The following is a 25,668-nucleotide window of genomic DNA, read 5'->3' on the forward strand; positions in this document are numbered from 1 at the left end:
AGCGCTGGAGGGCGTGGGGGTACTAGGGGAACAGCGTCGGGCGACAGTCTGGCGAGTGATTCGAGAGGCGGTGCTGCTGGCGACGCTGTTCGGCGTCTACAGTGCCGGGCGGCAGATCGCGGCCAGACATACCGGGTCCGCCTTCGACCACGCTCGCGAGGTGCTGTCGTTTCAGAACTGGCTCCACCTGCCCAACGAGGCGGCGATCCAGCAGGGGGCACTCCACTTCCCGCACCTGGTCCAGTCAGCAAACCTGTACTACGCCTCGGTGCACGCGCCACTCACAGGCGCCGTACTGCTCTGGCTGAGCATCTGGCGACCGAAGGCGTACTCGAACGTGCGGTGGACGATCGCTGCGCTCACCGGACTCGCCCTGATCGGTCACATCGCGTTTCCGCTCGCACCGCCGCGGATGATGCCCGGCTTCGTCGACACCGGTCTTGCGTTCGACCAGTCCGTGTACGGCGCGGATCGGGCCGGCAGCGTGGTGAACCAGTTCGCCGCCATGCCGAGCCTGCACGTCGGCTGGGCGGCCCTGATCGCCGTGTCGATGATTCTGATCACCCGGTCCCGCTGGCGCTGGCTCTGGCTCGCCCACCCGATCATCACGTTCGCAGTGGTCGTGATGACCGCCAACCACTACTGGCTGGACGGACTGGTCGCGCTGGTGCTGCTGGCTGCCTGCTTGCCGCTGCTGCTCCGGCGAGGGCTACAGCGCGGGCTGCAGGGTGACCTGCCGAGGACGCGTAATTCGGTACCGATCCGGCAGGTGCTCAAGTAACGTAGCCGGGCTCCCCACCCCCTGCCGGAGGTCACTCATGCCCGCAGACACGTCCGACACCCTCCAGGCCGAGAAGGACTATCTGAAGACCTCCCGGGCCGCACTGGCCCAGATGCGGGAGAAGACCGGCGCACTGGAGATCCACAGCGCGGACCGGGTCAGCGAGGAGTACCTGAAGGCTGCGATCTGGCGACGGATGAAGGAGCTGGAGGACGACCCGGAGGTCCCGCTGTTCTTCGGGCGACTGGATTACGTCGACCCCGCCCCGGAGACCTTCCACATCGGCCGCCGGCATGTGAACGACGCGATGGGCGAGCCGATGGTGATCGACTGGCGGGCCGACATCTCGGTGCCGTTCTACCGGGCCAGCCGGACCGAGCCGATGGGGGTCGGCGCCCGGCGCCGGTTCGGCTTCACGCACGGCGAGATGACCGCTTTCGAAGACGAGGACCTGACCTCCGCCGCTCCTGTCGAGGAGCACAGCGACATCCTCGACGCTGAGATCGAGCGCCCGCGCTCCGGCCCCATGCGGGACATCGTGGCGACCATCCAGCCCGAGCAGGACGTCATCGTCCGCGCCGGCGTCGAGGACACGATCTGCGTGCAGGGTGCGCCCGGTACCGGGAAGACCGCGGTCGGTCTGCACCGAGCGGCGTACCTGCTCTATGCCTACCGGGACCAGCTCAGCCGGGCCGGAGTGCTCGTGGTCGGCCCCAACGCGAGCTTCCTGCGCTACATCGGCGACGTGCTGCCCGCGCTGGGCGAGATCGAGGCCAAGCAGACCACCGTCGAGGAGCTGGTCGCCCACGTCAAGGTGGGTGCGCCCGGTCCGGCGGCACTCGACGTACTCAAGGGCGATGCCCGGATGGCGGAGGTGCTGCACCGGGCAGTGTGGTCGCAGGTGCGGACACCCGAGGACCCGCTGGTCGTGCCGCGTGGTTCGCACCGGTGGCGGGTGGCGGCCTACCAAGCCGAGGAGCTGGTGACCGAGCTCCGGACCCGCGGTGTCCGGTACGGCGCCGGTCGGGCGATGTTGCCGCAGCGGCTGGCGCACGCCGTACTGCTGCGGATGGAGGCGGCCGGTGACTCACCGGACGACCGCGTGCAGGACGCTGTGGCACGCAGCCGCCCGGTGAAGCAGTACGCCGAAGCTCTGTGGCCGGCGGTCGACCCGGCCAAGCTGTTGTTCCGCCTCTTCACTGAGCCGGAGCTACTGGCTCAGCACGCCGAGGGCATCCTGACTGCGGACGAGCAGGCGATGTTGATCTGGGCGAAGGCGCCGCGATCGGCCGGTGCGGCCAAGTGGTCGGTTGCAGATGCCACCCTGATCGACGAGATCGCCGATCTGGTCGACCGGACGCCGTCACTCGGCCATGTGGTGCTGGACGAGGCACAGGACCTGTCCGCGATGCAGCTGCGTGCTGTCGGCCGCAGGTGCTCGACCGGATCGATGACGGTGCTCGGTGACATCGCCCAGGGCACCACTCCGTGGGCCACTCCGTCCTGGGACGAGGCCCTGAATCACCTGGGTAAGTCCGGAGCCCACACCGAGGAGCTGACCGCCGGTTTCCGGGTCCCGGGCCAAGTGATCGAGTACGCCGCTCGCCTGCTCCCGATCATCGCTCCCCACCTGACACCGCCCACCGCTGTACGGCGTGCGCGCGGTGAGCTCACCATCACCCGGGTCAGTGACAGTCTGGCGGCCGCTGTGACCACAGTGAACGAGGTGTCGAGCCGGCTGGGCTCCATCGGCATGATCGTCCCCGATGCGCTCGTCCCGGCCGCTCGGAAGGCGCTGCAGGAGCAGGGGCTCACGTTCGCCGTACTGGGTGATGAGGACGACGCCGAGTCGCACCTGGACGTCGTACCGGCGTCACTGGCCAAGGGTCTCGAGTTCGACCACGTGGTCCTGGTGGAGCCGGCCGGCATCGTGGCCGGCGAGGCCGATGAGCGCACCGGCCTCCGTCGGCTCTACGTCTGCCTGACCCGAGCGGTCACGTCGCTGGCAATCCTGCACGACCAGGACCTACCGGACGTCCTAGCCGCAACTTAGCCGCGAAGTCGTTCGGCAGCGACAGCCGGAACACCTTCGCCCACGCCGAGGCGACCTGCTTCGGCAGCGGCCCGGTGGTGTAGCGCAGGTTGTACTCGTCGAAGATCGCCCGCACCTTGGGCGCGATCTCCTGGTACCGGTTGCTGGGCAGGTCCGGGAACAGGTGGTGCTCGATCTGGTACGACAGGTTGCCGGTCATGATGTGCATCGCGCGGCCGCCGCTGATGTTGGCCGAGCCGAGCATCTGCCGCAGGTACCACTCGCCGCGGGTCTCACCGTCGATCGACTTCTTCTCGAACGTCTCGACACCCTCGGGGAAGTGCCCGCACATGATCACCGAGTGGGACCACACGTTGCGGATCATGTTGGCGACCGCGTTCGCCGCCAGGGTGTGCAGGACCGACGGCCCGGACAGCAGCGGGTGCACGACGTAGTCCTTGGTCATCTGGCCGCGGATCTTCTTCAGCACCTGCTTGGCGCGCGCCTTGAAGGCAGGGTCCTGGCGGCGTTCCTTGGTGGCCAGGTTCTTGCCCAGCTCCAGGTCGTAGGCCGCGATGCCGTACTCGAAGAACAGGGCGTTGACGAAGTTCCAGAACGGCTGCGCCAGATAGAGCGGGTACCAGCGCTGGTCCTCGTCGACCCGCATGATGCCGTAGCCGAGGTCGTTGTCCTTGCCGACCACGTTCGTGAACGTGTGGTGCAGGTCGTTGTGCGCGTGCTTCCACTGCTCGGCCGGTGAGGCGTGGTCCCACTCGTAGGTGGTCGAGTGGATCTTCGGGTCCCGCATCCAGTCCCACTGGCCGTGCAGGATGTTGTGGCCGATCTCCATGTTGTCCAGGATCTTGGCCACCGACAGGCCCGCCGTGCCGATCAGCCAGGCCGGCGGGAAGATCGAGAGCAGCAGCACCGCGCGGCTGCCCAGCTCCAGCTTGCGCTGCACGCTGATCACCTTGCGGATGTACGCCGCGTCGCGGGCGCCGCGGCTGGCGATCACCTCGGCCCGGATCTCGTCCAGGCGGCGGCCGATCTCCTCGATGTCCTCGGGAGACAGGTGGCCGATCGGGTTGGCGGCCTTCTTCTGCAGAACAGTCATATGAGTCTCTTTCTCAACAGTCGATGTCGCAGGCGCCGGCCGCGGCCGAGATACAGGTCTGGACGAGTACGCCGTCACCGGGTGCGGCGGTGGTGACCTCTCCGGTCCGGAGGTCGCGCACCGCGCCGGAGCGCAGCGGGAGCACGCAGGAGAAGCAGATGCCCATCCGGCAACCGGACGGCATCAGTACGCCGTTCTGCTCGCCGGCGTCGAGAATCGGCGTCGCGCCGTCGAGCTCGACCGTCGTACCGGTCGCCGAGAAGGTGACGCTGCCGCCCTCGCCGGGCTCGACCAGCGGGGTCCGGAACCGCTCGGTGTGCAGCACGCCCGACCACTGCTCTTCCAGAGCATCGAGCAGACCTGCCGGCCCACAGGCCCAGGTCTCGCGCTCCGCAAGGTCCGGTACGACGTCTGCGAGAGCCGCGACGTCGAGCCTCCCCTGGGTATCGGTGTGCTGCTCTACCAGCCGCAGGTGCCCGGCCGCGGCATAGTCGCGCAGCTCGTCGCCGAAGAGCACCGCGTCGGCGTTGGCCTCGGAGTGCACCAGAACCGCATCCTCGAACCGGCCGAGGCCGGCCCGCAGCATCCCCATCACCGGGGTGATGCCACTGCCGCCGGTGACGAACAGGATCTTGGCCGGCGCCGGGTCCGGCAGCACGAAGTCCCCGACCGCCTGGTCGAGGTGCACGAGCTGGCCCGGCCGCAGTTCCTGCGCGAGATGCGCGCTAACCACGCCGTCCGGGACGGCCTTCGCGGTGATCGTGATCAGCCCGTCGCCCGGCGCGGAGGTCAGTGAGTACGAGCGCCACAGCCGGACGCCGTCGACCTCGAGGCCGATCCGGACGTACTGCCCCGGCCGGTGGCCGCGCCAGGCATTACCGGGCCGCAGCACGACGGTCACCGCGTTGGAGTTCTCGGGGCGGACTTCGACCACGCGGGCGCGCAGGTCTGCGCCTGCCCGGAGCGGCCGGAACATGTCGAGGTAGTCAGCGGGGTCACGCGGGTGGGTCGCCGCCGCCGCAACCTGCCAGGCCCGATCCCGCAGCCGGCTGCGGAAGGTCGTCCGCGCGCGGGGGTCAGAGGCAAAGGTCGTCATGCGTTCCAGCATCCTCGACGCACGGTGTAGTTTCATGACCAGAGACGGTGAATCTTCACCCTGGCTTTGTTCGGAGGGAATAGTTTGCCCGGCACTGACTCAATGAGACAAACCAGCCGGACGGCCCGCGGAGCCGCCGAACTCGACCTCGGCGAAGCGGCCATCGAGCTCCTCCGCGCACGCCTGCCGGAGATCGCCGGCCGGACGGTGACCGCGATCATCGTCGAGGTCCCCGGCTACACCAACGCGCTGGCCGGGCCGATGGGAGCCAAGATCGAGGGCGCGGTCCAGTTCGCCCTCGGCGGGTTTCTCCGGCTGGCCAGCAGTGGAGGACCCGGTACGCCGCTCGCGCCCATGCTCGAAGGCGCGTACGCACTCGGCCGCGGCGAGGCCCGCAGCGGCCGGAGCATGGACGCCCTGCTCGCCGCCTACCGCGTCGGCGCCCGGGTGTCCTGGCGAGAACTCTCCCGTACGGCGGTCGAGGCCGGCCTGCCCGCCGACACCGTGGCCAAGTTCGCCGAACTCGTCTTCGCCTACATCGACGAACTCTCCGCGGCGAGCGTCTCCGGCCACACCGACGAACTGGCCACCACCGGCCGGGTCCGGGAACGTTATCTGCAGGCGCTGAGTCGCAGCCTCCTGCACGGCGACACCAGCGAGCACCTGATCGGCAAAGCCGAGCAAGCCGACTGGGATCCGCCGCGGACGCTGACCGCCGTGATCCTGCCGAGCGCACACCTGCGGGGCATCCTCGGCGCCCTGGACCCACGAACCCTGCACCCGGACGACGACCTGGCCGAGCTCGGCGAGGAACTGCTAGGTGAAGAGGACCCGGCCGAGGTCGGCGTGCTGCTGATCCCCGATGCGGACGGCTCCGCGCGAACCACCCTGCTGCGGAGCCTCCGCGGCCGCCAAGCCACCGTCGGCCCCGCCCAACCCTGGACGACTGTCCGTACGTCGTACCTGCGCGCTCTGCACGCCCGCAGGCTCGGACTGACCGCGGAGGCCGACGCGTCCGTCGACACCGAGAGCCATCTGGCCACGCTGGTCGCTACCTCGGATCCGACAGCTCTGGCGGATCTCCGTCGCCAAGTGCTAGCTCCCCTCGAGGACCTGCGGCCAGCCACGGCGGACCGCCTCACCGAGACGTTGCGCGAGTGGCTGCTGCACCTGGGACGCCGCGACGACGTCGCCGCAGCCCTGCACATCCACCCACAGACAGTCCGCTACCGCATGACCCAGCTCCGTCAGCTCTACGGCCCACGCCTGGACGACCCGCAGGTCGTTCTCGACCTGACGATCGCCTTGTCGGTCTCAGAAACCGCGGGACCCACCTGAGCGACGTGACGACCGCCGCGACGAGCCACCACCACTGGACCGGGTACGCGACGAGTAGGACCGTCTCCGGCTCGATCCGCTCGACCAGCCGCTGCTGTTGTCGTCGTTGTCGTTGTCGTAGGAAGACCCGGCGGACGACGACCAGTTGCTGGCCGACGAACCGATGCTGGAGGTGAAGCGTCCGAACCGCGCACCTGCGCGACGGGAGCCCCACCGCGAGCGCATGTCCTGGCCGGCCCGACGGGCTTCCTGGTCGGGGAACCACCAGGACGGTCCCGCACCCTGCGACCAGTAGCCATCGATATAGGCAGCCATTTCCTCACCGAACGACCAGTACGGCATGGGGGCCCGCCGCAGGGTAACCATCCGGATCTGCGGCTGCTCACCGGCTTCGTCACGCTGCTTGCAGGCCGCGCAGATATTCACGCTCCGCTCGGTGCCGCCTTCGGGCTGCCACTGCACCTCGGCCGTACTGGGCCCGTGGCGCGGATCGAAGAAGCACGGCGGCGTCGGCTCCGGGATCGGCTTGCCCGCCCGCACAGCGTCGAGGCACACGAGCCCGTAGCGCGCAGAACCGAGCAGGGTCGTCACTGCCTCGACGTCGGGGTCGCTCTTGGCAGCATCCAACCGGTGGCGTGCCTTCTCGACTGCGTCGAGCACGTCCTTGGACAGCTTCGCCTGCTGCGGGTCGTTCGTCGCAGGGAGCGCAGCCACCTGCTGCGACAGCTCGATGATCTCTTCGTTGAGCATCGGCCGCGTGACTGCCAGGTGCGCCTTCTCGTCACGGCGTCGCTCCCGGTGTGCTCCAAGGGTGACCGCGCCCCACCACAAGGCGAACACTCCGGCGATTCCACCTGCCCAGGGCGCCACATCGACGTACCAGGGCTTGTTGATCACCTGTGCACGCTCGATGAAGCGCTCCAGCATGCGCTCGTAGTTCGGCGCGCAGCAGTCGACAGCCTCGTCCACCGCGTCACCTACGTGGTACGTCGGGCCGCGGTCGGCCCGTTGCACCGCATGGAAGCCGCGGCCGCGGCTCTGCGAGCTCGCGTCGACCAGTACCGCGTAGACGCCTTCGACGCCGACCCGGTCGTACAGCTGGTCGGCGAGCTCCTCGCCTTCCCAGGCGAGACTTCTGGAGTACTCGCTCTTCCTGAGCTTCTCCGCGGGGATGACCGCGATCCGGATCGGCGCTGCCGCGTTCTTGGCCGCCGCGTTCAGTTCGGCGACCTCGCTCGAGCTCAGCTCGCTCACGCCCGGGTCGACCCACACCCCGGCGTCACCGAGGTGTGCGGCCACCTCGTTCATGTAGGCGTCCGGTGTGGTCGCCGCCTGGGCTGGCAGCACCGGGAGGACGACTAGGGCTAGTACTGCTATTAGGCGCTTCATCGTCCGCTCCTCACGAGCCGGGCCTGACAGGCCTTGCAGACCGGGATCTCCCGCGGCTGGCCGCCGCCCGGTGTGAACATCCAGTCGGTCACCGAAACGCCGTGTGCCGGATCGAAGAAGCAGCGTGCCCGGCGCGGCGGTGCCGGCGTGCCAGCGACCACTGCCTGCGCACAGGCCAGCCGCCAGCGCCCGTACTCGACGCGGGCACGCACATCGAGCAGCTCGTCATCGTCCAGGTCACCATTGACCACCCGTCCGGCATCGGCGTACGCATCCAGTGCTGCTTGCACATCTGCCGTGGTATCCACGCCATCCAGACGCACGTCCGCCGCATCCAGTTCCTCACCGAACCGCGTGACATCCTCGCGTGCCAAGGCCTGCCGCTCGGCCAGAGTGTCCGCCTCGTCCGGCAGCACCTCGTACGACGGCCGGTACAGCGCCGGCCCTGAGTCCTTGGCCGGACGCGACTTCCACCACCGCCGGACCAGCCCTAGCCCGGCGAGCAGCACCACCAGGGCGCCTACCAACCAGATCCAGCCAGGCGGACCACTGGATGCCTTCGGTACGTCGAGCTGGTCGAGCACCCCGTTGAGCGTGCCGACTGGATCGGAACGGCTATGTCTGGCCAGCTCCTCAGTCAGGATGTTCCCGATCGGGGTGTCGACGCCGACCGCGCTCCCCCAGATCAGCGCACCACCGAAGACGACCAGATAGATGCCGTCCGCTGCCTGCTTGTCGACTAGCGCATCCACGTAAGCCTTGGCTGCAGCACCGTTGTCGCCACCGCCGTTGTTGAGCACTGCGGCCGGCACCACGGCGATCCGGATGGCCGGGACACGCCCCTCGATCCGCGACTTCAGTTCGTCCGCGTCCCGGTCCGGGACCAGCGCGCGCTGCGTGGGATCGACGTACACAGGTGAGTTCTTCCACCCGTCGATGACCGGGGCGGGGTCAGCCGCTCCGGTCATCGTGGTGGTCAGCAGCATGAGTGCGGCCAGCAATCGCATGGCCGCTAGCCTGCACTAACTGGAGGGCGAAGCAGCCACTGCGTCCGCTTCGACATGCTCCAGCTCTTCGATGTCTTCGAGCGCTGGGTCACGTCGGAGGGTCAGAGTCAGCGCAAGGACGATCAGGGACAGTACGGCGGCCAGCGGGGGCAGGTAGCGCAGTCCGGCCACCTGGATCACCAGACCGCCGACCACTGCGGACAGACCGGCGCCGAGGTAGATCGCTGAGGCGTTGAGCGCGATCAGGAGTCCACCGCCCAGCTCCAGCAGCAGGTTCTGGATGGGCGGGTTGAAGGCCCAGGTGAACATGCCCCAGACGAACAGTGCGATGCCCGCACCGACGACACTGCGAGCTGTCAGGTCCAGCGTGCTGACGGCAAGGATGATGCCGATCAGCAGCACGATGAGGGTGCGGATACTGCCGAAGCGGTCGGTGGCGCGGCCGCCGATCAGGTTGCCGACCACTGCGCCAACGCCGTACACGAGCAGGAGTATGCCGGTGACGTTGCCGGTCAGACCGGCCGTCTCCTTCAGCAGCGGCACGATGTAGATGTAGACACTGAAGGCGCCGAGCACTCCGAGCACCGACATCGCCAGCACGATTTGAACGCGACGGTCGGCCAGTCCGGCGAACCGCTCGCGCAGTGCGACCACAGGTGGCGCAGGAAGCTTCGGCAACGCGGTCCGCTCGACCACGGCAACCAGCACTGCTACTACCGCGATCAACGCGAAGACACCCTTGTAGCCAAGGGTCGGGCCGAGCAGACTGCCGGCCGGCACACCCAGCACCAGAGCGAACGTCAGACCGCCGAAGACGATCGCAACTGCTCTACCGCGCTCCTCAGGTGGCAGCAGTCCGGTAGCGAACAGAGTGGCCGCCGGTGTGTAGGCAGCCGCACCGAGCGCAGCCACCACCCGCCCGGCCATCAGCACCGGGTAGTTGGTCGCCACGGCGGCGATCAGGTTGCCCAGCGCGGCCAGAACGAGTGCAGCGATCAGAAGCGTGCGGCGCTCCCACCGGCCGGTCAGCGTGGCCAGGATCGGCGCACCGATGGCGTACGCGAGGGAGAACGCCGTGGCGAGCTGACCAGCGGCGGTCAGCGAGACGTGGAGCTCGGAGCTGACATCGGGCAGCACGCCGGACACGACATACGCGCTGGTGCCGACCGCGAACGCACCAGCACCGAGCAGGTAGATCCGTGCGGACATGAGGTCCTTCCCGGAGAGGATCGAATAGTTCGATGAAGATCGTACTACGAAACTCATCGAACTTCGACACTCGTCGTACTATGGACCCATGACCAGGAAACAGCTCCCCCAGCCGGACCGGGCGGAGATCCGCGTCGAGGCGGTTCTACAGGCGCTCGGGGAGCCGGTGCGGCTGCAGATCGTCCGCGCGCTCGCGGACACCCCGGAGGGCATCGCCTGCGGCGAGATCGAGCTGCCGGTCACGCCGTCCACCCGGGCCCACCACCTGCGCACCCTGCGCGAGGCCGGTGTGCTGACCACCCACACCGAGGGCACGCGGCGGATCAGCAGCCTGCGCCGCGAGGACCTCGACGCGCTCTACCCGGGCCTGCTGACCGGAGTGCTGTCGGCCGACCAGTAGGGCGACTGGCAGACTGGCCCGGTGGTCGAGCTACGCGCGCGCTGGGACGGCCTGGTGCCCGGTCCTGGCGAACTCGCCGACGAGCTGATCACTCGGTACGTCGAGCGCAACAGGCGCGCCTACCGCGACCAGTACCTCGAGGTCGTGCTGACCGCCCTGGAGTCGCTCATCCAGTTGTCGACCGACCCTGCGTCGGTCCGGCTGGCTGCGTGGTTCCATCGCGCGGTCCACGAACCCGGCGGCACTCCGGCCGAGGACGCCGAGGCATCAGCGCGGTTGGCGGAGCGACTCCTGCCGCAGTACGGCGTGGCGGCGATCCGGGTCGCCGAAGTCGCCCGCCTGGTGCGGCTGACCGGCGAACTGGCCGCACCACCGACAGACTCGTACGCACCACCCCGGCGCGACGCGAACGGCGACGTACTGCTTGATGCGGTCAACGCCATCCTGTCCGCCGACCCGGTCCGGTACGCCGTACACGCGGCCGAGGTACGCCGGGATGTGGGTGAGCGCCGCAGCGCACTGGAGCAGCGGTACGACGACATCCGCGAACTGCTCGATGGTCACCTCTACCGGACCCAGTTGGCCAGGCAACGCCTCAGCCCGGTCGCCCGGGTCAACCTGGAGACTGAGCTGGCCGGACTCGACAGCGAACTACCTGCCCCCTGGCGTGGCTGGCAGCAGGCCGCGTTGACCGCGACTGCAACGTTCAGCGCCATCGGAGCCACCGTGGTTGCCATCGCTGCCGCTGGCGCATCCTGGCAGATCCCGACCGCACCCGGGGCACCCGGCTGGCCGCCGGTCGCCTTGGCACTGCTGGCGTTCATCAGCGCACCAGTGCTGTTCCGCTGCGCGCGGAGTTCGAGTCAACGAGCCTGTCTGATCGCAGGCGCCGTACTGGCGATTGCTGTCACCGGACTACTGATCGCCTGGGCACAGGCCCCGCGGACCAACCCAGCGGTTGGTGTCGGTCTCCGAGTGCCGTTGCTGATCGCCGCACTGCTGCTCCTGCTGCTGTCGGGTGGCGCTGCACTCGCAGGCTCCTTGCTACGCACCAAGACCGCACGCTTCCTCCCCAGTCGGAACCTCGGCCAGCAGTTGGCCTGGCTCGCCGTACCGGGGGTCGTTGCACTGACCCTGCTGCTGGTCGTCCAGCCGCTGGCGCGCAACTACGTCCTGAGCACGAATGAGCGAGTCGAACTCTCACCCCGCCCGGCCGGCCTGGCCACGCCGTCCACTCTGAACGGCACGATCGCCTGGATGAGCAAGGCGACGCTCGGCGCCGGTGCGGAAGAGGCGGTCAGCACTCAGTACGGCATCGCCATCCCCCGGCCGAACGGCGTGGTCGACATGCTCGACGCCGCGACGGGCGATCTGCGCTGGCGCTACAGCCGGTCCGACTCGGACGAGCGGCCGACCATCGTGGCGGCTGGTGATGGCGAGTACGTGCTCGCAGAGTTCCCCGATGTGGGCTATCTACTGCTCGACGCCAACACCGGTCAGCGCAAGGCAGCCTGGCCCGGCCGGACGCGTGACCACCTCATCCAGCAGGCACAGCCGCTGCTGACCGGTGAGCGCGCTCTCCACGGTTCCGACAAGCTGCACGGCCTCAATCCGAACGGCCACGAGAGGTGGTCCTTCGAGCCGGGCGACTGCTCCGACCTCGAGGCAGCCGCCTCCATGGACACCGTGGTCGCGTTCCTGGGCAACTGCGGTGACCAACCCGACGCGATGGTCGGACTGGACCTCAAGTCCGGCAAGAAGCTGTGGACCAAGGCTGCGACCGACACCTACCGGCGTCCGGTCGTCGCGGGCGGACTGGTCGTGGTGGCCGAGCCGGGCGGGGACTCCGACGTACCGCAGGCTCTGACTGCGATCGAACCGCGGACCGGCGAGGTCAAGTGGCGCTGGCCGGTGCCACAGACCTGGTCCTGCCGGACGCTGCTGAATGCCGCCGGCCGCTACCTGATCGTCATCGACTGCCCCGGACCTAGCACGGTCGAGAACCGGCACACCGTCGTCACAGCCATCGACACCGCGACCGGCCAGACCGCCTGGCAGGTCACCGCACGAGTGGATCCACGAGCCAAGGTCACGGTCACCCCGGACGGCCGGGTGATCTCGCTCAGCCGGGACACCGAGGCGTGCTGGGCCAACATCATCGAGCGGACCGGATTCCGCCAGGTCCGGTTACCCCTCGGAATCACCTGCAGTCGCGACGCCTTTGCGGTCGGTAATCAGGTCCTGGTGACCGGGGACAACGCTGTCATCGCGCTGCGCTAACTCCGCGTAGTCGCGGCCCGGACGACGCTGTCCGATCCGTGGGCCGGAATCGCCCGGACTGTGACCCACGCCGCAATTGCAACGGTGCAATTCAGATGCTCTCAGCACCCTTCGAAGCGGTGAGGTGACGAGCCGGTATCGCTTTGGCCACGACCGTCTCCGGGAGCCCGAGAACGGTCGGTGCGGGCTCCCCGGTGGTGCGAGACTCCTCGGCATGGACCTGCGCGACCAGTGGAATCGCCTGCTGCCGCACGCGCAGCCGTTGGGCGATGATCTGCTGGCTCGTTACGCAGAGCAACATCGGCACTATCACGACCAGCGGCATCTGACCGAGGTTCTGCGCACGGTGGACGAGCTCGCCGACGCCGCCGACGATGCGGACACCGTCCGGCTGGCCGCCTGGTTCCACGACGCGATCTACGACCCAAAGGCCGACCCCGGTGAGAACGAAGAGGTCTCGGCCCAGCTGGCCGAGCTCGAACTCGCCGCGTACGGCGTCGAGCCTGAGAAGGTCGAGGAGGTCGGACGGCTGGTCCGGCTGACCGCCAAGCACGACTGTGCCCCGGACGACGCGAACGGCGCAGTGCTCTGCGACGCCGACCTGCGCATCCTGAGCATGCCCGCGGACCGGTACGACGAGTACGCGGCCGGCATCCGGCAGGAGTACGCGCATATCGACGACCGCGACTTCGCCCGCGGCCGGATGTCGTTCCTGCAGGGGCTGGCCGAGACCGACCTGTATGCGACCGCTGCCGGCCACGACGCCTGGGAGCGCGCCGCGCGCGCCAACCTCGACCGGGAGCTCGACACCTGGGGCCCTAAGGCGGCCCGGCCGATCGGTGGGCTGGTCCCGATCGTGTACTTCGGCGCTGCGCTCGGTGCGGTCGTGGCTGCGTCGGTCCTGCTCGGCCGCGGCCTCGGGGCCGCGTCGAAGTGGCCGGCCGACCCTGCTGACATCACCGGCTTCCCGGTGTGGACTCCGATCGCCGGAACCGCAGCGGCCGCAGCACTGGGCTGCGCTTGGTTCCGACGCTCACAGCAGCGGTTCCTAGCCATTCCGGCACTGGTGTTCGCAGTGGTCGGTGCGATCGCGGTCGGGATCTGCTGGTGGCGCTGGCCGGCTGCACAGCCCGGTGCCGCGATGTCCGAGCGCTGGCCGTACCTCATGCTCGCGTCGATCACACTCATTCTCTCCGGCGGCCTGCTGGCACTGGCACGTCGGCTCCGCCGCGCACCGCCGTACTCGCAGTCTCCTCCGCAGTGGCTCGGTGTCGCCGCCACTGCTGTCTGTGGAGCGCTGTTGGCGTGGATCGTGGTGTCGGCCGGTGAGCCGTTCGTGCAGGCGCGGCTGGAGACGGCCAACACAGTCAGTACGACGACTACTGCGGAACCGACTCAGCAGCCCGTCCAGTTCGACGGCACGCTCGCCTGGACTCGCGAAGTACCGGCAGCCGGTGCCATTGCCGGTACGGCGGGCGGAGTGGCCGAGCTGCGACCGGACGGCGTGGTCATGTCGGACGCAAACTCCGGCCAGATCCGCTGGCGGTATGCGCGAGCAGATGTCGACGACGCTGCCTCCAGCGGTTCCAAGGGCCTACTGGTCTCCGGTGACGGCCGCATCGTCGCCGCCAACCTCCCGTACGCCGGAAACCGCGCACCGACCGGTATCGACCTGCCGACGTACGCCGTACTGAACGCAGTGACCGGTGAGGTGCTCACCGAGGTTCACACCGACGGGCGGGCGCTGGCGGTCAACCAGGACCAGTTGTTGGTCTCCGAAGGCAACTACGTCGCCGCGCATGGCGTGAGCAACCCGACGCACTGGCGGACGCAGCTGCGCTGCAACGTGACGCAGGGCGAGTTGATGAACGACCAGGCGATCGTGGTCGACGCGTGTGCCGGCAACGGCGCAGTCGTACGCGGCCTGGACCTCAAGACCGGTGACCAGCTCTGGGAGGTCGACCTGGGGCAGCGGTTCGACCTGAGCTCCGAGCTGGACCCGGACACCTGGGTCGGCGACCTGGTCGCCGTACCGGACACCCGTGAGGTCTCCGGTCTGATCTGGACCGCCGCTGCGGGCGGAACGCTCTACCAGTGGTCGGTCGACGTCGGCGAGGGCCGGATCAGCTGGACCACCCCAGTGCCGGGTACGCCGCGGCCCCGGCTCGGACCGGCGTCCTGCGACGCACAGCTCGCCGCAACCCACTCGTCCCTCGTCCTGATCACCTGCCGGAACGCAACGGACCCAGCGCAGCCGCAGACGTACGACATCGCTGCGGCGAACCCGGCCGACGGCACTCCGCAGTGGCATCACCTGCTGCAGGTGCCACCGAAGCTGCAGCAGCCCGGGTACCCGCGGGACGGCTTCGCACTGCTGCCGGACGGGCGAGTGATCACGCTGATGCCGCAGCCGAACGGCAGCTGCTCACCGGTGATGATCGGTACCGCCGGCATCCAGCCCCGGCCGATTCTGCCCGGCCCGACAGCCGCCTCGGTCGCCCGCTCCGAAGAGGTCACCTGCAACAAGCCGGTGACCACAGTGGCCGGTGCCCGGCCGATCTTCTCCGACGGCACCCGGCTGTTCGCCCTCAACTGACCTGCTGGGAATTACCTTGCGGTAGCGCGTGTTACTTCCTACCGTGATCCGCATGTACCGCGTGGTTTTCGAGCTGCACCTGTCAGGCACCTGCCTGACGGGCGCTCCCACGTGGGCTGCCGCGTCAGTCGATAGCCGACCCTCTTCCTGCTGATCACAGAACCCGCGGAAGAGGGTGGCCAGTGACCGGCCCCCTTCCGCGCGGTGACAGCGCCGGAAGGCCAGCCGGAGGGTTCTGACTCACGGAATCTTCTGACCAGCAAGGGAAAACTCATGGCCAAGAGCCAGTTCGTGCGGTCCAAGCCGCACCTCAACATCGGGACGATGGGTCACGTCGACCACGGCAAGACCACGCTGACCGCCGCCATCACCAAGGTGCTCGCCGAGCAGGACCCGGCCGCCAACCGGTTCGTTGCGTTCGACGGGATCGACCGGGCGCCGGAGGAGGTCGCGCGGGGTATCACCATCAACATCAGCCACGTCGAGTACGAGACCGCGTCCCGCCACTACGCGCATGTCGACATGCCCGGGCACGCCGACTACGTGAAGAACATGATCACCGGTGCCGCCCAGGTGGACGCCGCGATCCTGGTCGTGTCCGCACAGGACGGTGCGATGCCGCAGACGCGGGAGCACGTGTTGCTCGCGCAGCGCGTCGGTGTGCCGTACCTGGTGGTCGCGCTGAACAAGGCGGACACCGTCGACGACCCCGAGCTGCTCGACCTGGTCGAGCTGGAGGTCCGTGAGCTCCTGACGGAGTACGGCTTCCCGGGCGACGACGTACCGGTGGTGCGCGTTTCCGGCCTGAAGGCGCTGGAGGGCGACGCCCGGTGGACCGCTGCGATCAGCGAGCTGCTGGACGCGGTCGACAGCTACGTGCCGACACCGGAGCGGGAGCTGACCGAGCCGTTCCTGATGCCGATCGAGGGTGTGCTCACGATCAGCGGCCGGGGCACGGTCGTCACCGGTGCGGTGGAGCGCGGCACGCTGCAGGTCGGTTCAGTGGTCGACGTGGTCGGTCTCGGCGAGACCATCAGCAGCACGGCGATCGGTCTGGAGACCTTCGGTAAGACGCTGGACGTCGTACAGGCCGGTGACAACGCAGCGATCCTGCTGCGTGGCGTGAAGCGGGACGAGGTCCGTCGCGGCATGGTGGTCGCAGTGCCGGGCACGGTGCGTCCGCACCGCGCGTTCCGGGCCACGCTGCACGCTTTGTCCACCGCCGAGGGTGGCCGGCACACGCCGTTCGCCTCGGACTACCGGCCGCAGTTCTACTTCCGGACCACGGACGTGTCCGGCGGCATCGACCTCGGTACGACCACACAGGTCATGCCAGGTGACACGGTCGACCTGGCCGTGGAGCTGGTGAAGCCGATCGCCATGAACGTCGGCCTCGGCTTCGCAGTCCGCGAAGGCGGTCACACCGTCGCCGCAGGCACAGTCACCGAGCTACTCGACTGAACCGCACGGCCCTCGATCTATCCGGTCGGGGGCCGTTTGCGGTGTCTGAGCCCTGCTGCGGTGATGCGGCTGACCAGCTCACGGCTGGACACCGGTACGGCGCCGGCCGCGATCAGGTCGTCGTACCGATCACTGGGTACGTCGTAGTGGTCGCGATCGAACCCGCGGGCCGGGATGCCGGCTGCCTTGGCGAAGGCGTGCAGCTCCTCGTGCGACTCGTCGCTGACCAGGTGCGACCAGAGCCGGTCCCAGGCAGGCCAGGCGGGCGGGTCGATCAGGATCATCCGCGGGAGTCCTGTGCGTCGAGCAGGTTGCGCCAGGAACGGACGAAGCGCGAGTTCACATAGGCCTTGGTCCACGAGCCGTCCTGCCGGACCGACGAGCCGACGTGGAAACGCCGTACGCCCGACTGGTACAGCCACGGCACGTGCTCGGGCTTCAGCGCGCCACCTGCCATCATCACGCTCGCCACAGCCGGATCGGCCTTGGCCAGCTTGCATAGGTCGTCGAGCCCGTGGCCGACGCCCAGCGACGACCCTGCGGTCAGCACACAGTCCAGACCGGCCAGCGAGCGCAGTGCACGCCAGGCAGCCGCCTGCTCCAGTACGGCGTCGATCGCGCGGTGGAACGTCCACGGCGTACCGGCGAACGTGCTGGCGAGTGCAGCCACCGACTCGACGTCCACCACGTTGTCCGGGGTCAGGAACCCCAGCACGAACCCGTCCGCCCCGGCGGACAGGTAGGACTGCGCCTGCGCGGTCATCCGGTTCAGCTCGGCGCCGTTCGTGGTGAACGAGTCGGACAGCCGCAGCATCACCCGCAACGGCAGATCGGTCGCCCGGCGGATCGCACTGACCGTCGAGACCGACGGCGACAGCCCGTCGGCCTCCATCGACGCGCACAGCTCCAGCCGGTCCGCACCACCCTCTTGTGCCGCCTCCGCATCCGCCGGATGCAGGGCGATCACCTCCAGCAACGAAGCCATGGCAGCCATCATCCCAGGAAAGACAGTTGCACTCGCACAGAACCTTCTGTATCGTTTTTCTAGATCGATTTAGAAGAACGATTCAGAAGGTGGGTGCCGAGATGGCCGGAGTGACGCTGAAGACCGTGGCCAAGGCCGTGGGCGTCTCGCCGTCGACGGTGTCGAACGCCTACAACAAGCCCGACCAGCTCTCCACCGCGCTCCGCGAGCGGATCCTGGCGACCGCGCAGGAGCTCGGGTACGCCGGCCCTGACGCCTCCGCGCGCGCACTGCGCAGCGGCAAGGCCGGGGCGATCGGGGTGCTGTTCACCGACAAGCTGTCGTACGCATTCTCGGACCCGTTCGCGGTCGGCTTCCTGGCCGGACTGGCGGAGGTGGCCGAGGAGTTCCGCACCAGCCTCCTGCTGATGCCGCTGGGCGGGGACGACACCGAGGACGACAGCGCAGCCGTCAAGCAGGCTGCGATCGACGCCGCAGCGATCTTCTGCGTGCCACATGGCCATCCGGCACTGGACATCCTGGCCGCACGCGGCGTCCCGGCAGCAGCCACGGACTCCGGCAACTACACGGACAGCTGGGTCGCCATCGACGAGGTGGCTGCGGCTGCCGGACTGGGTGAGTACCTGACCCGCCTCGGTCACCGCGACATCGTCGTACTGCTCGACAACGCGCAGGCGCCTGGCCGCTTCACCGAACTGGAGCCCGACGAGGTCGCCAGCGGCAACCCCACACTCAGAGTCGAGGGGCTGCGGAAGGCGATGCCGGAAGCCCGCATCCGACTGGTGTCCGGTGGCTACAACTCATTCGACTCCGGAGTGGCCGGCGCCGGCTGGGTGCTGGACTCCCAGGACAGGCCGACCGCGATCGTCGGACTGAGCGACGTACAGGCGCTTGGGGCGATGGAGGCGGCGCGGGTGCGCGGACTGGTTCCCGGACGCGACCTGACCATCACCGGCTTCGACGACATCCCGGCCGCCGCACAGGCCGGGCTGACCACCATTCACCAGCCCATCAAGGACAAGGGCCGGATGCTCGGGCGGGTACTGCTCGACCCCGACACCACTGCTCGCCAGATCATGCTGCCCACCGAACTGGTCGTCCGCTCCAGTAGCGGACCCGCACCGAAGACGCTCTGAGGAAGGAGCAACCATGACGTACTTCATCGCTGGTAACACCGCCGTCGAGAACACTCGCGCACTGGCACAATCAGCGCTTCCGAACGCTCCCCAGGAGCCGTACGAGGAGCCGTCGCGCCGCATCGCCGCCGTCCGCGTCCGCCTCGGCGCTGCACTCCGATCGGTCGCCGCTCGCGAGCTCCGCCTGGCTGAGCGCCTGGACCCCAGCCCTACCTGCGGCAGTTAACTGGGGTTTGTCGGTGGCGTCTGGCACTCTGAAGGGCGATGAGTGAGCCAGGGGTACTACTGACCGCGCGAGCCATGGTCCTGCACGACCTGGCCGCGCGGGGCTTCAACGACGCCGTCATGGTGACCGTGGTCGAGGACGCGGTCGCCGAGCGGCAGTGGTGGCTCGACCAGTGGCCGGACGGCGCCGAACACATCGCCGGCCTGGTCGCCCAGGACGTGCAGGACCGCCTGGTCGACTCCCGCATCCGCTGGCCGCGCTGCACCGCCTGCGACGACCTGAACGACCACGAACTCCGCATCGAGCCGGAGCTCGGCCCCGACCCGCACTGGGTCTGCGAGCGCGCCGGCATCACCGTCGCGCCGCTCGGTCACCTCACGTAGATCAGCACAAACCCCGATCCGTAGGAGAGCTCTGTCCGGGTAATACCTGATTGCTCTACATGTAGCCAGACTACTATTGTCTGCCTACATGAGATGGCTAGCATGAGATGGCTGGGGGTTCTACGAGGCGTCGCGGTGCTGCACGCAGTGGCGATGTGCGTGCAGCCGATCGTGATCGGCATCTACCTGAACGGCGCGACGACCGGGCTGAAGGTGCATGAGCCGGTCGGACTGGCCGTGAGCTTCATCGGGATCGCCCAACTGCTGGTGGCACTCGTTCACTGGCGGCTGGGCGGCCGCGGCGTCGCCGCACTGGTCTCCGCGCTGATCCTGTTCGGCGAGAGCGTGCAGATCGGGATGGGCTACTCCAAGCAGCTCGCGATCCACATTCCGCTGGGCGTCGCACTGATTGGTACGTCGGTCTGCTTCGCCGCCTGGATCTGTCGCCGGACTGTCCGGACGGCGGTGCCAGCATGACGCTCACCGCCCAGCCAAGAGTCCGGCGCCCCAAAGCCTCGCTCTGGGCGCTGCGCATCATCCTGCTGCTCCACACTGCCCTGGTCGGCGCACAGCCGATCCTGGCCGGCTACTTCCTGGCCGGTGAGGTCGACGCGATGGATGCGCATGGCCGGATCGGTTCGACAGTCTGGATGACTGGCTTCCTGCAGGTGGTGATCGCGGGCGTCTACTGGCTCGGTGGCGGTGGACGCCCGTGGCCACTGCTGTGGTCCGCAGTACTCGTGGTGGCGGAGTTCGTCCAGCTCACCTTCGGCTACCTGCAGAACTTCGCCGTCCACGTCCCCCTCGGTACGGCGATCGTCGCCGTCGTCATCTGGATGACCATCTGGTCGTTCCGTCCGGCCGCACGCCGTGGCCGCCAGGAGGTCAAGCAGTGAAGCTGTCCCGGCGCACCTTGCTCGCAGCCACCGGAGCTGCCGTCACCCTGACCAGCTGCGGGCTGGACCCCTCCCCCGCGCAGTCCGGAGAACTCCTGCGTAGCAAGGCGAAACTCCCTGAGCCCTTCACTGTCCCGCTGCCGATCCCACCGGTCAAGAAGCCCACCGCACCGGACCGGTACCGCGTCGTACAGCGCAAGGCCAGTCTGGAGATCCTCCCTGGCCTCAAGACCGAAGTACTCGGGTACGACGGCCTGTTCCCCGGGCCCACGTTCGACGTGCGGAGTGGCCGGACCACTGTGGTCGAGCAGGTGAACGAACTCGACGTACCGACCGTTCTGCACCTCCATGGCGGTCACACGCCCGCTGCGAGTGATGGCTGGCCATTGGACCTGCTGATGCCAGCAGGCGGTCACCACGACCACTCCGGTCACCACACCATGCAGGGCGGCGACGTGAAGACCGGTAGCCGCATCTACACCTTCCCGAACACGCAGCGCGCAGCCACGCTCTGGTACCACGACCACCGGATGGACTACACCGCACCGCAGGTCTACCGCGGGCTGTTCGGCCTGCATCTGATTCGCGATGAGGAAGAGGACCGCCTCCCGCTGCCGCATGGCGACCGTGAGATCCCACTGGTGATTGCGGACCGCGCCTTCGCCGAAGACGGCTCATTCATCTACCCTGCCGCCAAGGGCCGCCCGGGAGTCGAATCGGCTTACATGGAAGGCGTTGTGGCCGACGTGACGCTGGTGAACGGCGCACCGTGGCCAGTGCACGAGGTGGACGCAGTCCGCTATCGACTGCGGATCCTGAACGCGGCCAATGCACGCCGGTACGAGCTGGGGTTCGACCGCGGTCCGGCGAAGTTCGTGCAGATCGGCAGCGATGGCGGACTACTCGGTGCGCCGGTCGAGCACGAGACGCTGGTGATCGCACCGGCTGAACGATTCGACGTGATCGTGGACTTCTCGGCGTACAAGCCTGGCGACGAAGTCACTGTGGTCAACCGGCTCGACGAGAACGCGCCAGTACTGCGGTTCAAGGTCACCCGCCGCGCCAGCGACGACAGCAGCATCCCGGCCAAGCTTTCGACGTACTCGGCCATCGAGGCGCCCAAAGGCATCGTCAAACGCCAGTGGCGCTTCCGCCGCGGCAACGCCGGCGGCCACCACGGCTGGACGATCAACGGCAAGGCCTTCGACCCGGTGAACATGCAGGCCCAGGTGAAACTCGACCAGTACGAGATCTGGTCGTTCGTCACCGACGTGCACCACCCCGTGCACGTCCACCTCGCACCCTTCCAGGTCCTCAGCCGCCGCGGCCACGGACCCGGCCCGTACGACGCCGGCTGGAAGGACACCGTGGACGTGCGGCCGGCCGAGGTGGTCGAGGTGCTGGTCAAGTTCACCGCCCACAAGGGCAAGTACCTGATCCACTGCCACAACCTCGAGCACGAGGACATGGCGATGATGGCGGCCTTCGAAACGATCTGATCCCCGAGGGCTCGACGACGGGGACTTGACGACGGGCGCAGCCTTTCCCTATATTCAACACATCGGTTGATCAAGGGAATGGTTGATAAAGATGTCGGTTGACGATGGACAGCTCGATCGGGCCTTCGCCGCACTCGGCGACCCGGTCCGGCGGGCGATGATCGCGCGACTGTCGCGTGGTCCGGCCACCGTCAACGAGCTGGCCGAGCCGTTCCCGATCACCACCCAGGCGGTGTCGCGGCACATCCAGGTGCTCGAGGCCGCCGGGCTGATCACCCGGACCCGGGACGGCCAGCGCCGCCCGTGCCACCTGGTGCCGGCCACGCTCGAAGCACTGACCAGCTGGATCGACGAGTACCGGCTGGAAACCGAACGCCGCTTCCGCCGGATGGACGCGGTCCTCAACGCCATGAAGGAGCAGGAGCAATGAACGCCACCACCATCAACACCCCCGCCGGTACGCCGTTCGTCGAGGTCACCCGTGAGTTCGCCGCTACCCCGGCCCAGCTATTCAAGGTAATGACCAGCAAGGAACTGCTGGGCGAGTGGCTCGGCCCGCGCGATCTGGAGGCCGACATCCAGGAGTACGACGTCCGCCCGGGTGGGAAGTACCGCTACGTGCACCGCGACGCGAACGGCGAGTACGCGTTCCGCGGCGTCTTCCACAACGTCGAGCAGGACAAGCTGATCATCCAGACCTTCGAATGGGAGGGCGCCCCGAACCAGGTGTGCATCGAGAAGCTCACCCTGGAGCCGACCGAGACCGGCGTCCGGCTGCACCAGCAGTCCGTGTTCCCGTCCGTCGAGGGCCGGGACATGTCGGTCGAGTACGGCATGGCCGACGGCATCAACGACTCCATGGACCGCCTCGCCGAGCTGGTCGCCAAGGAGGGCTGAGGAGATGAGCCAGGTCGTCGTCGACATCTCCGTGTCGCTGGACGGCTACGTCACCGGGCCCAACGTCGGTCTCGACAACGGGCTCGGTGACGGTGGCGAGGCCCTGCACGAGTGGGTCTTCCACGGCACCGCAGCGGACACCGCCGTACTGGACGCCGCCTTCGACGCCACCGGTGCGGTGATCCAGGGCCGGAACCTCTTCGACATCATCGACGGCCCGCAGGGCTGGAACGACGAGCTGGGGTACGGCGCGAAGCCGACCGGCGAGGTGAACCCGCCGATCTTCGTGGTCACGCACTCCGCGCCGGAGCACCCGCGGCTGGGCGACCGGTTCCGTTTCGTCGACAGTCCGGAAGCGGCGGTCGCGCAGGCGTTGTCAGCAGCCGGCGACAAGGACGTCGTCGTCATGGGCGGCGGGCAGATCTGCCACGAGGTGCTGGCGGCCGGACTGGCCGACGTCTTGCGGCTGCACGTGGCACCCGTCGTACTGGGGTCTGGCACACGCCTGTTCCCAGCCGACGCCGCCCCGGGGTTCGCACTCGAGCTGACCGAGTCCGTGTCGACTCCGGGCGCTCAGCACCTCACCTACTCGATTCTGAAGGGATAGTCATGGGAAACGTCATCGCATCCGCCGTCGTGTCACTGGACGGTTTCGTCGCAGACCTCGAGGACGGGGTCGGACCGCTGTTCGACTGGTACGGCAACGGCCCGGTCGAGACCTTCGGTGCGGACCCCGGCCGTCCGTTCCACGTCACCCAGGCCAGTGCCGACTACATCAACGAGACCTGGCCCAACATCCGCTCCTGCATCATCGGCCGCCGCCTGTTCGACATCACCAACGGCTGGAACGGCGTGCCCGCCGTCGGCGACCACGTCTTCGTCGTCACCCACGAACCGCCCACCGACTGGCCCTTCCCCGACGCACCCTTCACCTTCGTGAACGGCATCGAGGAAGCCGTCGCCCAGGCCAAGGCCCACGCCGGCGACCACGACGTCTCCATCACCGGCGGCAACCTGACCGGACAGGCCCTGGCCGCCGGCCTGGTCGACGAGATCGCCTACAACCTAGCCCCTGTTGTGATGGGCACCGGCCGCAAGTTCTTCGGCGACTACGCAGGCCCTCAGGTCCTCCTCGACAACCCCCGCATCGTCGAAGGCGACCGGGTGACCCACCTGCACTACCGAGTCAGCCGGTAGCGCACCCGGACGTCATGGCCCCCACCAGACGTGTCGATCTCCACCGCGCCGACCAGTCCGGCCAGCTGACCGGTTCCCGAGCCCGGGGCGAACTCGTAGTACAGGACGGCCTCTTCACTCATCGTCCCGAACTGCTGGAGCACAACACTCCCCTCCAGCCCGTCAACACTGCCCCGGAACAGCTCGAGCGCCACATAACCCGCCGTACCGGAAGCCGGATCACCCGCCGACAACATCAGCCCGGTGCTCGTGCCGGTCATCCCACCCGTCCACACCTTGCTGAAGTCAAACCGCCCAGTCCCCTCCAGCACTGCTTCCGCGGGTTGCAATTCAATAGTGAACGCCGCCACCGTCTCCACACTCTCTGACATGCCCCGGACCCTAGCCCGCCAACACCTGACCCCACTTGTAAGAACGCGACACAAGATCCGGTAGAACCTCTCCATGGGAGCCAAAGACTGGATGCTCGTGTACGCCGACCGCCCTGTAGCCGACGTACTGCGTGCACACCCGACAGTCGACCGCCAAGCGACTCGCGCCTTCGTTGAGCGCCTCCACCCGGGCGCCACGCTGACCCCGCTCGAGGATGGCAACCTCGACGAGAACGCGAACCCGCCGGACGGTGTCGTCTACGCCGGCGTGTTTCCGGAGGCGACTGTGCTCCTGTCGGGGGAGGTCGCGCTCGATCACCCCTCGACCCTCCCGGGTCGGTTCCTGGCCGAGGCACAGGGGCGGACGCTCTACCTGCATGCGATGCACAGCGTCGTCGCCTGGTTCGCCTACGGGGTCTGGGAGGATGGGGTGTTGCGGCGGGCGTTGAGCCTGTCCCCGGATTCTGGGGTACTGGAAGACCTCGGTGAGCCACTCCCGTTCGAGGTGCCGTACTGGGCCGGAGAGCGACCGCTGTACGACGAAGACGAGGAGCCGGACAAGGAGGACGAGTTCCCGTTCGTGTTCCACCCCCTTGAACTCGCCGAGGCGGCACTGCGCACGTTCTTCGGCTTCAACTACGAAGGCGAAGTGCACAACGACGACCCGAAGCCGCACGAGATCATGTTGCTTGGCTACCGCTTGAGCTGACGGTGGTCGTCGTTGCCTATCCGGGCGGGCAACCTGTCGCAGCCTCTCTCCGCCTGTCGCGGCCTGTCGCCACCGTGCTGCAGTGACCAGGCCGCGGTTGCGGCACTTGAGGTGCGGCACTTGAGGTACTGCCATCATCACCAGGCAACCGCTGCGTGAGCTTGGGGACGATCAGGCCGACGACCACCTAGCCGTACACCACTCTTGTTGGGCCTAATTTCGCCCCTCCTGCCCGATGTGTGGGTGATTCGCCGTCATCCCCATCACAACGTCCGAACATCCGCACACCAGGCGCGCGTGTCCTTCGGACGTCGCGGGTACGGCGCTCTGCTGGCCCGGCGTGTACTGCGGGGGGCTGGGGAGTTCTACCCGTCGTTTTCGGGGGGTACGACTCCCCAGCGCCGCCGGGCGACCGTGCATCGCACCTGACCGAGCTGGCAACCGGGGGTTTGAACAGGGAATGGTGGGTGTGGACAGGTCATTACTTGTTCATGCCCACCACAGGCTGTCCACACCCCCGGATGGTGTCCGACCCTACGGACGGCGCGGTCTCCGGATCCATCGGACGTGCCGCAGAAGCCACCGCTGATGGGTCAGCCGATAGCGCCTCGTCACTACTGGCAGCACCCGAAGCCCGTCAGCCCCAGGCAACGTTCACCTCTGGCC

Annotated in this window: 26 protein-coding genes; 18 read left to right on the forward strand and 8 right to left on the reverse strand. The window is 68.1% G+C overall.

All coding sequences use genetic code 11. The annotated features are described in order from the left end of the window. Positions 1-55 precede the first annotated feature (55 nt). Positions 56-781: a phosphatase PAP2 family protein gene (locus E1261_RS08115; protein WP_238176077.1), complete on the forward strand. Its 726-nt coding sequence runs from the start codon at positions 56-58 to the stop codon at positions 779-781. A 37-nt stretch (positions 782-818) separates the two neighbouring features. Further along, positions 819-2,834 (forward strand): HelD family protein, encoded by a 2,016-nt coding sequence (locus E1261_RS08120; protein ID WP_132404317.1) that lies wholly within the window; start codon positions 819-821, stop codon positions 2,832-2,834. Here E1261_RS08120 and E1261_RS08125 read toward each other — a convergent pair. After that, positions 2,776-3,927, reverse strand: coding sequence for a fatty acid desaturase family protein (locus tag E1261_RS08125; RefSeq protein WP_132404320.1), 1,152 nt, complete (start codon positions 3,925-3,927; stop codon positions 2,776-2,778). The two genes, E1261_RS08120 and E1261_RS08125, sit on opposite strands and share 59 nt — an antisense overlap. Positions 3,928-3,940: 13 nt before the next feature. Continuing rightward, complete coding sequence (locus E1261_RS08130; protein ID WP_132404323.1) at positions 3,941-5,023, reverse strand: ferredoxin reductase; 1,083 nt, start codon at positions 5,021-5,023, stop codon at positions 3,941-3,943. Between the two features lie 102 nt (positions 5,024-5,125). Here E1261_RS08130 and E1261_RS08135 point away from each other — a divergent pair, with 102 nt between their 5' ends. Further along, positions 5,126-6,361: a PucR family transcriptional regulator gene (locus E1261_RS08135; RefSeq protein WP_132404326.1), complete on the forward strand. Its 1,236-nt coding sequence runs from the start codon at positions 5,126-5,128 to the stop codon at positions 6,359-6,361. Here the strand turns inward: E1261_RS08135 and E1261_RS08140 are convergent. Genes E1261_RS08140 through E1261_RS08150 form a run of 3 tightly spaced genes read right to left on the reverse strand, consistent with a single transcriptional unit; the run spans position 6,338 to position 9,966 of the window. Then, positions 6,338-7,750 (reverse strand): hypothetical protein, encoded by a 1,413-nt coding sequence (locus tag E1261_RS08140; RefSeq protein ID WP_132404329.1) that lies wholly within the window; start codon positions 7,748-7,750, stop codon positions 6,338-6,340. The genes E1261_RS08135 and E1261_RS08140 overlap by 24 nt on opposite strands. Then, positions 7,747-8,757, reverse strand: coding sequence for a hypothetical protein (locus E1261_RS08145; RefSeq protein WP_132404332.1), 1,011 nt, complete (start codon positions 8,755-8,757; stop codon positions 7,747-7,749). Before E1261_RS08145 ends, E1261_RS08140 begins: the two co-directional genes overlap by 4 nt. A 15-nt stretch (positions 8,758-8,772) precedes the next feature. Continuing rightward, on the reverse strand, positions 8,773-9,966 hold the full coding sequence (locus tag E1261_RS08150; RefSeq protein ID WP_132404335.1) for an MFS transporter: 1,194 nt from the start codon (positions 9,964-9,966) through the stop codon (positions 8,773-8,775). Positions 9,967-10,054: 88 nt separating this feature from the next. Here E1261_RS08150 and E1261_RS08155 point away from each other — a divergent pair, with 88 nt between their 5' ends. The 4 genes from E1261_RS08155 to tuf all read left to right on the forward strand — a co-directional run bounded on the left by E1261_RS08155 (position 10,055) and on the right by tuf (position 16,703). Next, entirely contained in the window at positions 10,055-10,366 is a 312-nt protein-coding gene (locus E1261_RS08155) for an ArsR/SmtB family transcription factor (protein ID WP_132404338.1), read from the forward strand. A gap of 21 nt (positions 10,367-10,387) precedes the next feature. Next, positions 10,388-12,646: an outer membrane protein assembly factor BamB family protein gene (locus tag E1261_RS08160; RefSeq protein WP_132404341.1), complete on the forward strand. Its 2,259-nt coding sequence runs from the start codon at positions 10,388-10,390 to the stop codon at positions 12,644-12,646. Positions 12,647-12,860: 214 nt separating this feature from the next. After that, positions 12,861-15,242 carry an outer membrane protein assembly factor BamB family protein gene (locus tag E1261_RS08165; protein WP_132404344.1) on the forward strand — a complete coding sequence of 794 codons (2,382 nt, stop codon included), beginning with the start codon at positions 12,861-12,863 and terminating at the stop codon, positions 15,240-15,242. Between the two features lie 273 nt (positions 15,243-15,515). Further along, positions 15,516-16,703 carry an elongation factor Tu gene (gene tuf, locus E1261_RS08170; protein ID WP_132404347.1) on the forward strand — a complete coding sequence of 396 codons (1,188 nt, stop codon included), beginning with the start codon at positions 15,516-15,518 and terminating at the stop codon, positions 16,701-16,703. 17 nt (positions 16,704-16,720) lie between these two features. Here the strand turns inward: tuf and E1261_RS08175 are convergent, their stop codons facing one another. Next, positions 16,721-16,987 carry a DUF4031 domain-containing protein gene (locus tag E1261_RS08175; protein WP_132404350.1) on the reverse strand — a complete coding sequence of 89 codons (267 nt, stop codon included), beginning with the start codon at positions 16,985-16,987 and terminating at the stop codon, positions 16,721-16,723. After that, the gene (locus E1261_RS08180; protein ID WP_132404353.1) at positions 16,984-17,688 is read right to left on the reverse strand and encodes a copper homeostasis protein CutC; all 705 of its coding nucleotides are present in this window, start codon (positions 17,686-17,688) and stop codon (positions 16,984-16,986) included. Before E1261_RS08180 ends, E1261_RS08175 begins: the two co-directional genes overlap by 4 nt. Positions 17,689-17,777: 89 nt before the next feature. On the opposite strand from E1261_RS08180, the gene E1261_RS08185 reads away from it, so the two are divergent. The 10 genes from E1261_RS08185 (at position 17,778) to E1261_RS08230 (ending at position 23,922) form a co-directional block, all read left to right on the forward strand. Then, positions 17,778-18,824, forward strand: coding sequence for a LacI family DNA-binding transcriptional regulator (locus E1261_RS08185; RefSeq protein WP_238176078.1), 1,047 nt, complete (start codon positions 17,778-17,780; stop codon positions 18,822-18,824). Positions 18,825-18,837: 13 nt separating this feature from the next. Beyond that, positions 18,838-19,050 carry a hypothetical protein gene (locus tag E1261_RS08190; RefSeq protein WP_132404356.1) on the forward strand — a complete coding sequence of 71 codons (213 nt, stop codon included), beginning with the start codon at positions 18,838-18,840 and terminating at the stop codon, positions 19,048-19,050. Positions 19,051-19,088: 38 nt separating this feature from the next. Further along, positions 19,089-19,433, forward strand: coding sequence for a hypothetical protein (locus E1261_RS08195; RefSeq protein WP_132404359.1), 345 nt, complete (start codon positions 19,089-19,091; stop codon positions 19,431-19,433). Between the two features lie 102 nt (positions 19,434-19,535). Continuing rightward, positions 19,536-19,910 carry a hypothetical protein gene (locus tag E1261_RS08200; RefSeq protein WP_132404362.1) on the forward strand — a complete coding sequence of 125 codons (375 nt, stop codon included), beginning with the start codon at positions 19,536-19,538 and terminating at the stop codon, positions 19,908-19,910. Then, entirely contained in the window at positions 19,907-20,329 is a 423-nt protein-coding gene (locus E1261_RS08205) for a hypothetical protein (protein WP_132404365.1), read from the forward strand. The genes E1261_RS08200 and E1261_RS08205 overlap by 4 nt, the downstream gene beginning before the upstream one ends. After that, positions 20,326-21,828: a multicopper oxidase family protein gene (locus E1261_RS08210; protein ID WP_132404368.1), complete on the forward strand. Its 1,503-nt coding sequence runs from the start codon at positions 20,326-20,328 to the stop codon at positions 21,826-21,828. The genes E1261_RS08205 and E1261_RS08210 overlap by 4 nt, the downstream gene beginning before the upstream one ends. A gap of 91 nt (positions 21,829-21,919) precedes the next feature. After that, a complete protein-coding gene (locus tag E1261_RS08215; protein WP_132404371.1) occupies positions 21,920-22,258 on the forward strand; it encodes an ArsR/SmtB family transcription factor in 339 nt (112 codons plus the stop codon). After that, complete coding sequence (locus tag E1261_RS08220; protein ID WP_132404374.1) at positions 22,255-22,725, forward strand: SRPBCC domain-containing protein; 471 nt, start codon at positions 22,255-22,257, stop codon at positions 22,723-22,725. The genes E1261_RS08215 and E1261_RS08220 overlap by 4 nt, the downstream gene beginning before the upstream one ends. Positions 22,726-22,729: 4 nt before the next feature. Next, positions 22,730-23,332, forward strand: coding sequence for a dihydrofolate reductase family protein (locus tag E1261_RS08225; protein ID WP_132404377.1), 603 nt, complete (start codon positions 22,730-22,732; stop codon positions 23,330-23,332). 2 nt (positions 23,333-23,334) lie between these two features. Continuing rightward, positions 23,335-23,922: a dihydrofolate reductase family protein gene (locus tag E1261_RS08230; RefSeq protein WP_132404380.1), complete on the forward strand. Its 588-nt coding sequence runs from the start codon at positions 23,335-23,337 to the stop codon at positions 23,920-23,922. Here E1261_RS08230 and E1261_RS08235 read toward each other — a convergent pair. Beyond that, complete coding sequence (locus E1261_RS08235) at positions 23,904-24,293, reverse strand: DUF3224 domain-containing protein (protein WP_132404383.1); 390 nt, start codon at positions 24,291-24,293, stop codon at positions 23,904-23,906. The genes E1261_RS08230 and E1261_RS08235 overlap by 19 nt on opposite strands. Before the next feature lie 73 nt (positions 24,294-24,366). Between E1261_RS08235 and E1261_RS08240 the strand changes: the two genes are divergently transcribed. After that, positions 24,367-25,002, forward strand: a complete 636-nt coding sequence (locus E1261_RS08240; RefSeq protein WP_132404386.1) for a DUF6928 family protein — start codon at positions 24,367-24,369, stop codon at positions 25,000-25,002. Positions 25,003-25,668 lie beyond the last annotated feature (666 nt).

This window comes from Kribbella albertanoniae, from assembly GCF_004348455.1.
Classification (GTDB): domain Bacteria; phylum Actinomycetota; class Actinomycetes; order Propionibacteriales; family Kribbellaceae; genus Kribbella; species Kribbella albertanoniae.

Coding starts and splice junctions, on each gene's coding strand:
- E1261_RS08120 (WP_132404317.1), top strand. CDS start 819: ATGCCCGCAGACACGTCCGACACCCTCCAGGCCGAGAAGGACTATCTG.
- E1261_RS08125 (WP_132404320.1), bottom strand. CDS start 3,927: ATGACTGTTCTGCAGAAGAAGGCCGCCAACCCGATCGGCCACCTGTCT.
- E1261_RS08130 (WP_132404323.1), bottom strand. CDS start 5,023: ATGACGACCTTTGCCTCTGACCCCCGCGCGCGGACGACCTTCCGCAGC.
- E1261_RS08135 (WP_132404326.1), top strand. CDS start 5,126: ATGAGACAAACCAGCCGGACGGCCCGCGGAGCCGCCGAACTCGACCTC.
- E1261_RS08140 (WP_132404329.1), bottom strand. CDS start 7,750: ATGAAGCGCCTAATAGCAGTACTAGCCCTAGTCGTCCTCCCGGTGCTG.
- E1261_RS08145 (WP_132404332.1), bottom strand. CDS start 8,757: ATGCGATTGCTGGCCGCACTCATGCTGCTGACCACCACGATGACCGGA.
- E1261_RS08150 (WP_132404335.1), bottom strand. CDS start 9,966: ATGTCCGCACGGATCTACCTGCTCGGTGCTGGTGCGTTCGCGGTCGGC.
- E1261_RS08155 (WP_132404338.1), top strand. CDS start 10,055: ATGACCAGGAAACAGCTCCCCCAGCCGGACCGGGCGGAGATCCGCGTC.
- E1261_RS08165 (WP_132404344.1), top strand. CDS start 12,861: ATGGACCTGCGCGACCAGTGGAATCGCCTGCTGCCGCACGCGCAGCCG.
- tuf (WP_132404347.1), top strand. CDS start 15,516: ATGGCCAAGAGCCAGTTCGTGCGGTCCAAGCCGCACCTCAACATCGGG.
- E1261_RS08175 (WP_132404350.1), bottom strand. CDS start 16,987: ATGATCCTGATCGACCCGCCCGCCTGGCCTGCCTGGGACCGGCTCTGG.
- E1261_RS08180 (WP_132404353.1), bottom strand. CDS start 17,688: ATGGCTTCGTTGCTGGAGGTGATCGCCCTGCATCCGGCGGATGCGGAG.
- E1261_RS08190 (WP_132404356.1), top strand. CDS start 18,838: ATGACGTACTTCATCGCTGGTAACACCGCCGTCGAGAACACTCGCGCA.
- E1261_RS08195 (WP_132404359.1), top strand. CDS start 19,089: ATGAGTGAGCCAGGGGTACTACTGACCGCGCGAGCCATGGTCCTGCAC.
- E1261_RS08200 (WP_132404362.1), top strand. CDS start 19,536: ATGAGATGGCTGGGGGTTCTACGAGGCGTCGCGGTGCTGCACGCAGTG.
- E1261_RS08205 (WP_132404365.1), top strand. CDS start 19,907: ATGACGCTCACCGCCCAGCCAAGAGTCCGGCGCCCCAAAGCCTCGCTC.
- E1261_RS08215 (WP_132404371.1), top strand. CDS start 21,920: ATGTCGGTTGACGATGGACAGCTCGATCGGGCCTTCGCCGCACTCGGC.
- E1261_RS08220 (WP_132404374.1), top strand. CDS start 22,255: ATGAACGCCACCACCATCAACACCCCCGCCGGTACGCCGTTCGTCGAG.
- E1261_RS08225 (WP_132404377.1), top strand. CDS start 22,730: ATGAGCCAGGTCGTCGTCGACATCTCCGTGTCGCTGGACGGCTACGTC.
- E1261_RS08230 (WP_132404380.1), top strand. CDS start 23,335: ATGGGAAACGTCATCGCATCCGCCGTCGTGTCACTGGACGGTTTCGTC.
- E1261_RS08235 (WP_132404383.1), bottom strand. CDS start 24,293: ATGTCAGAGAGTGTGGAGACGGTGGCGGCGTTCACTATTGAATTGCAA.
- E1261_RS08240 (WP_132404386.1), top strand. CDS start 24,367: ATGGGAGCCAAAGACTGGATGCTCGTGTACGCCGACCGCCCTGTAGCC.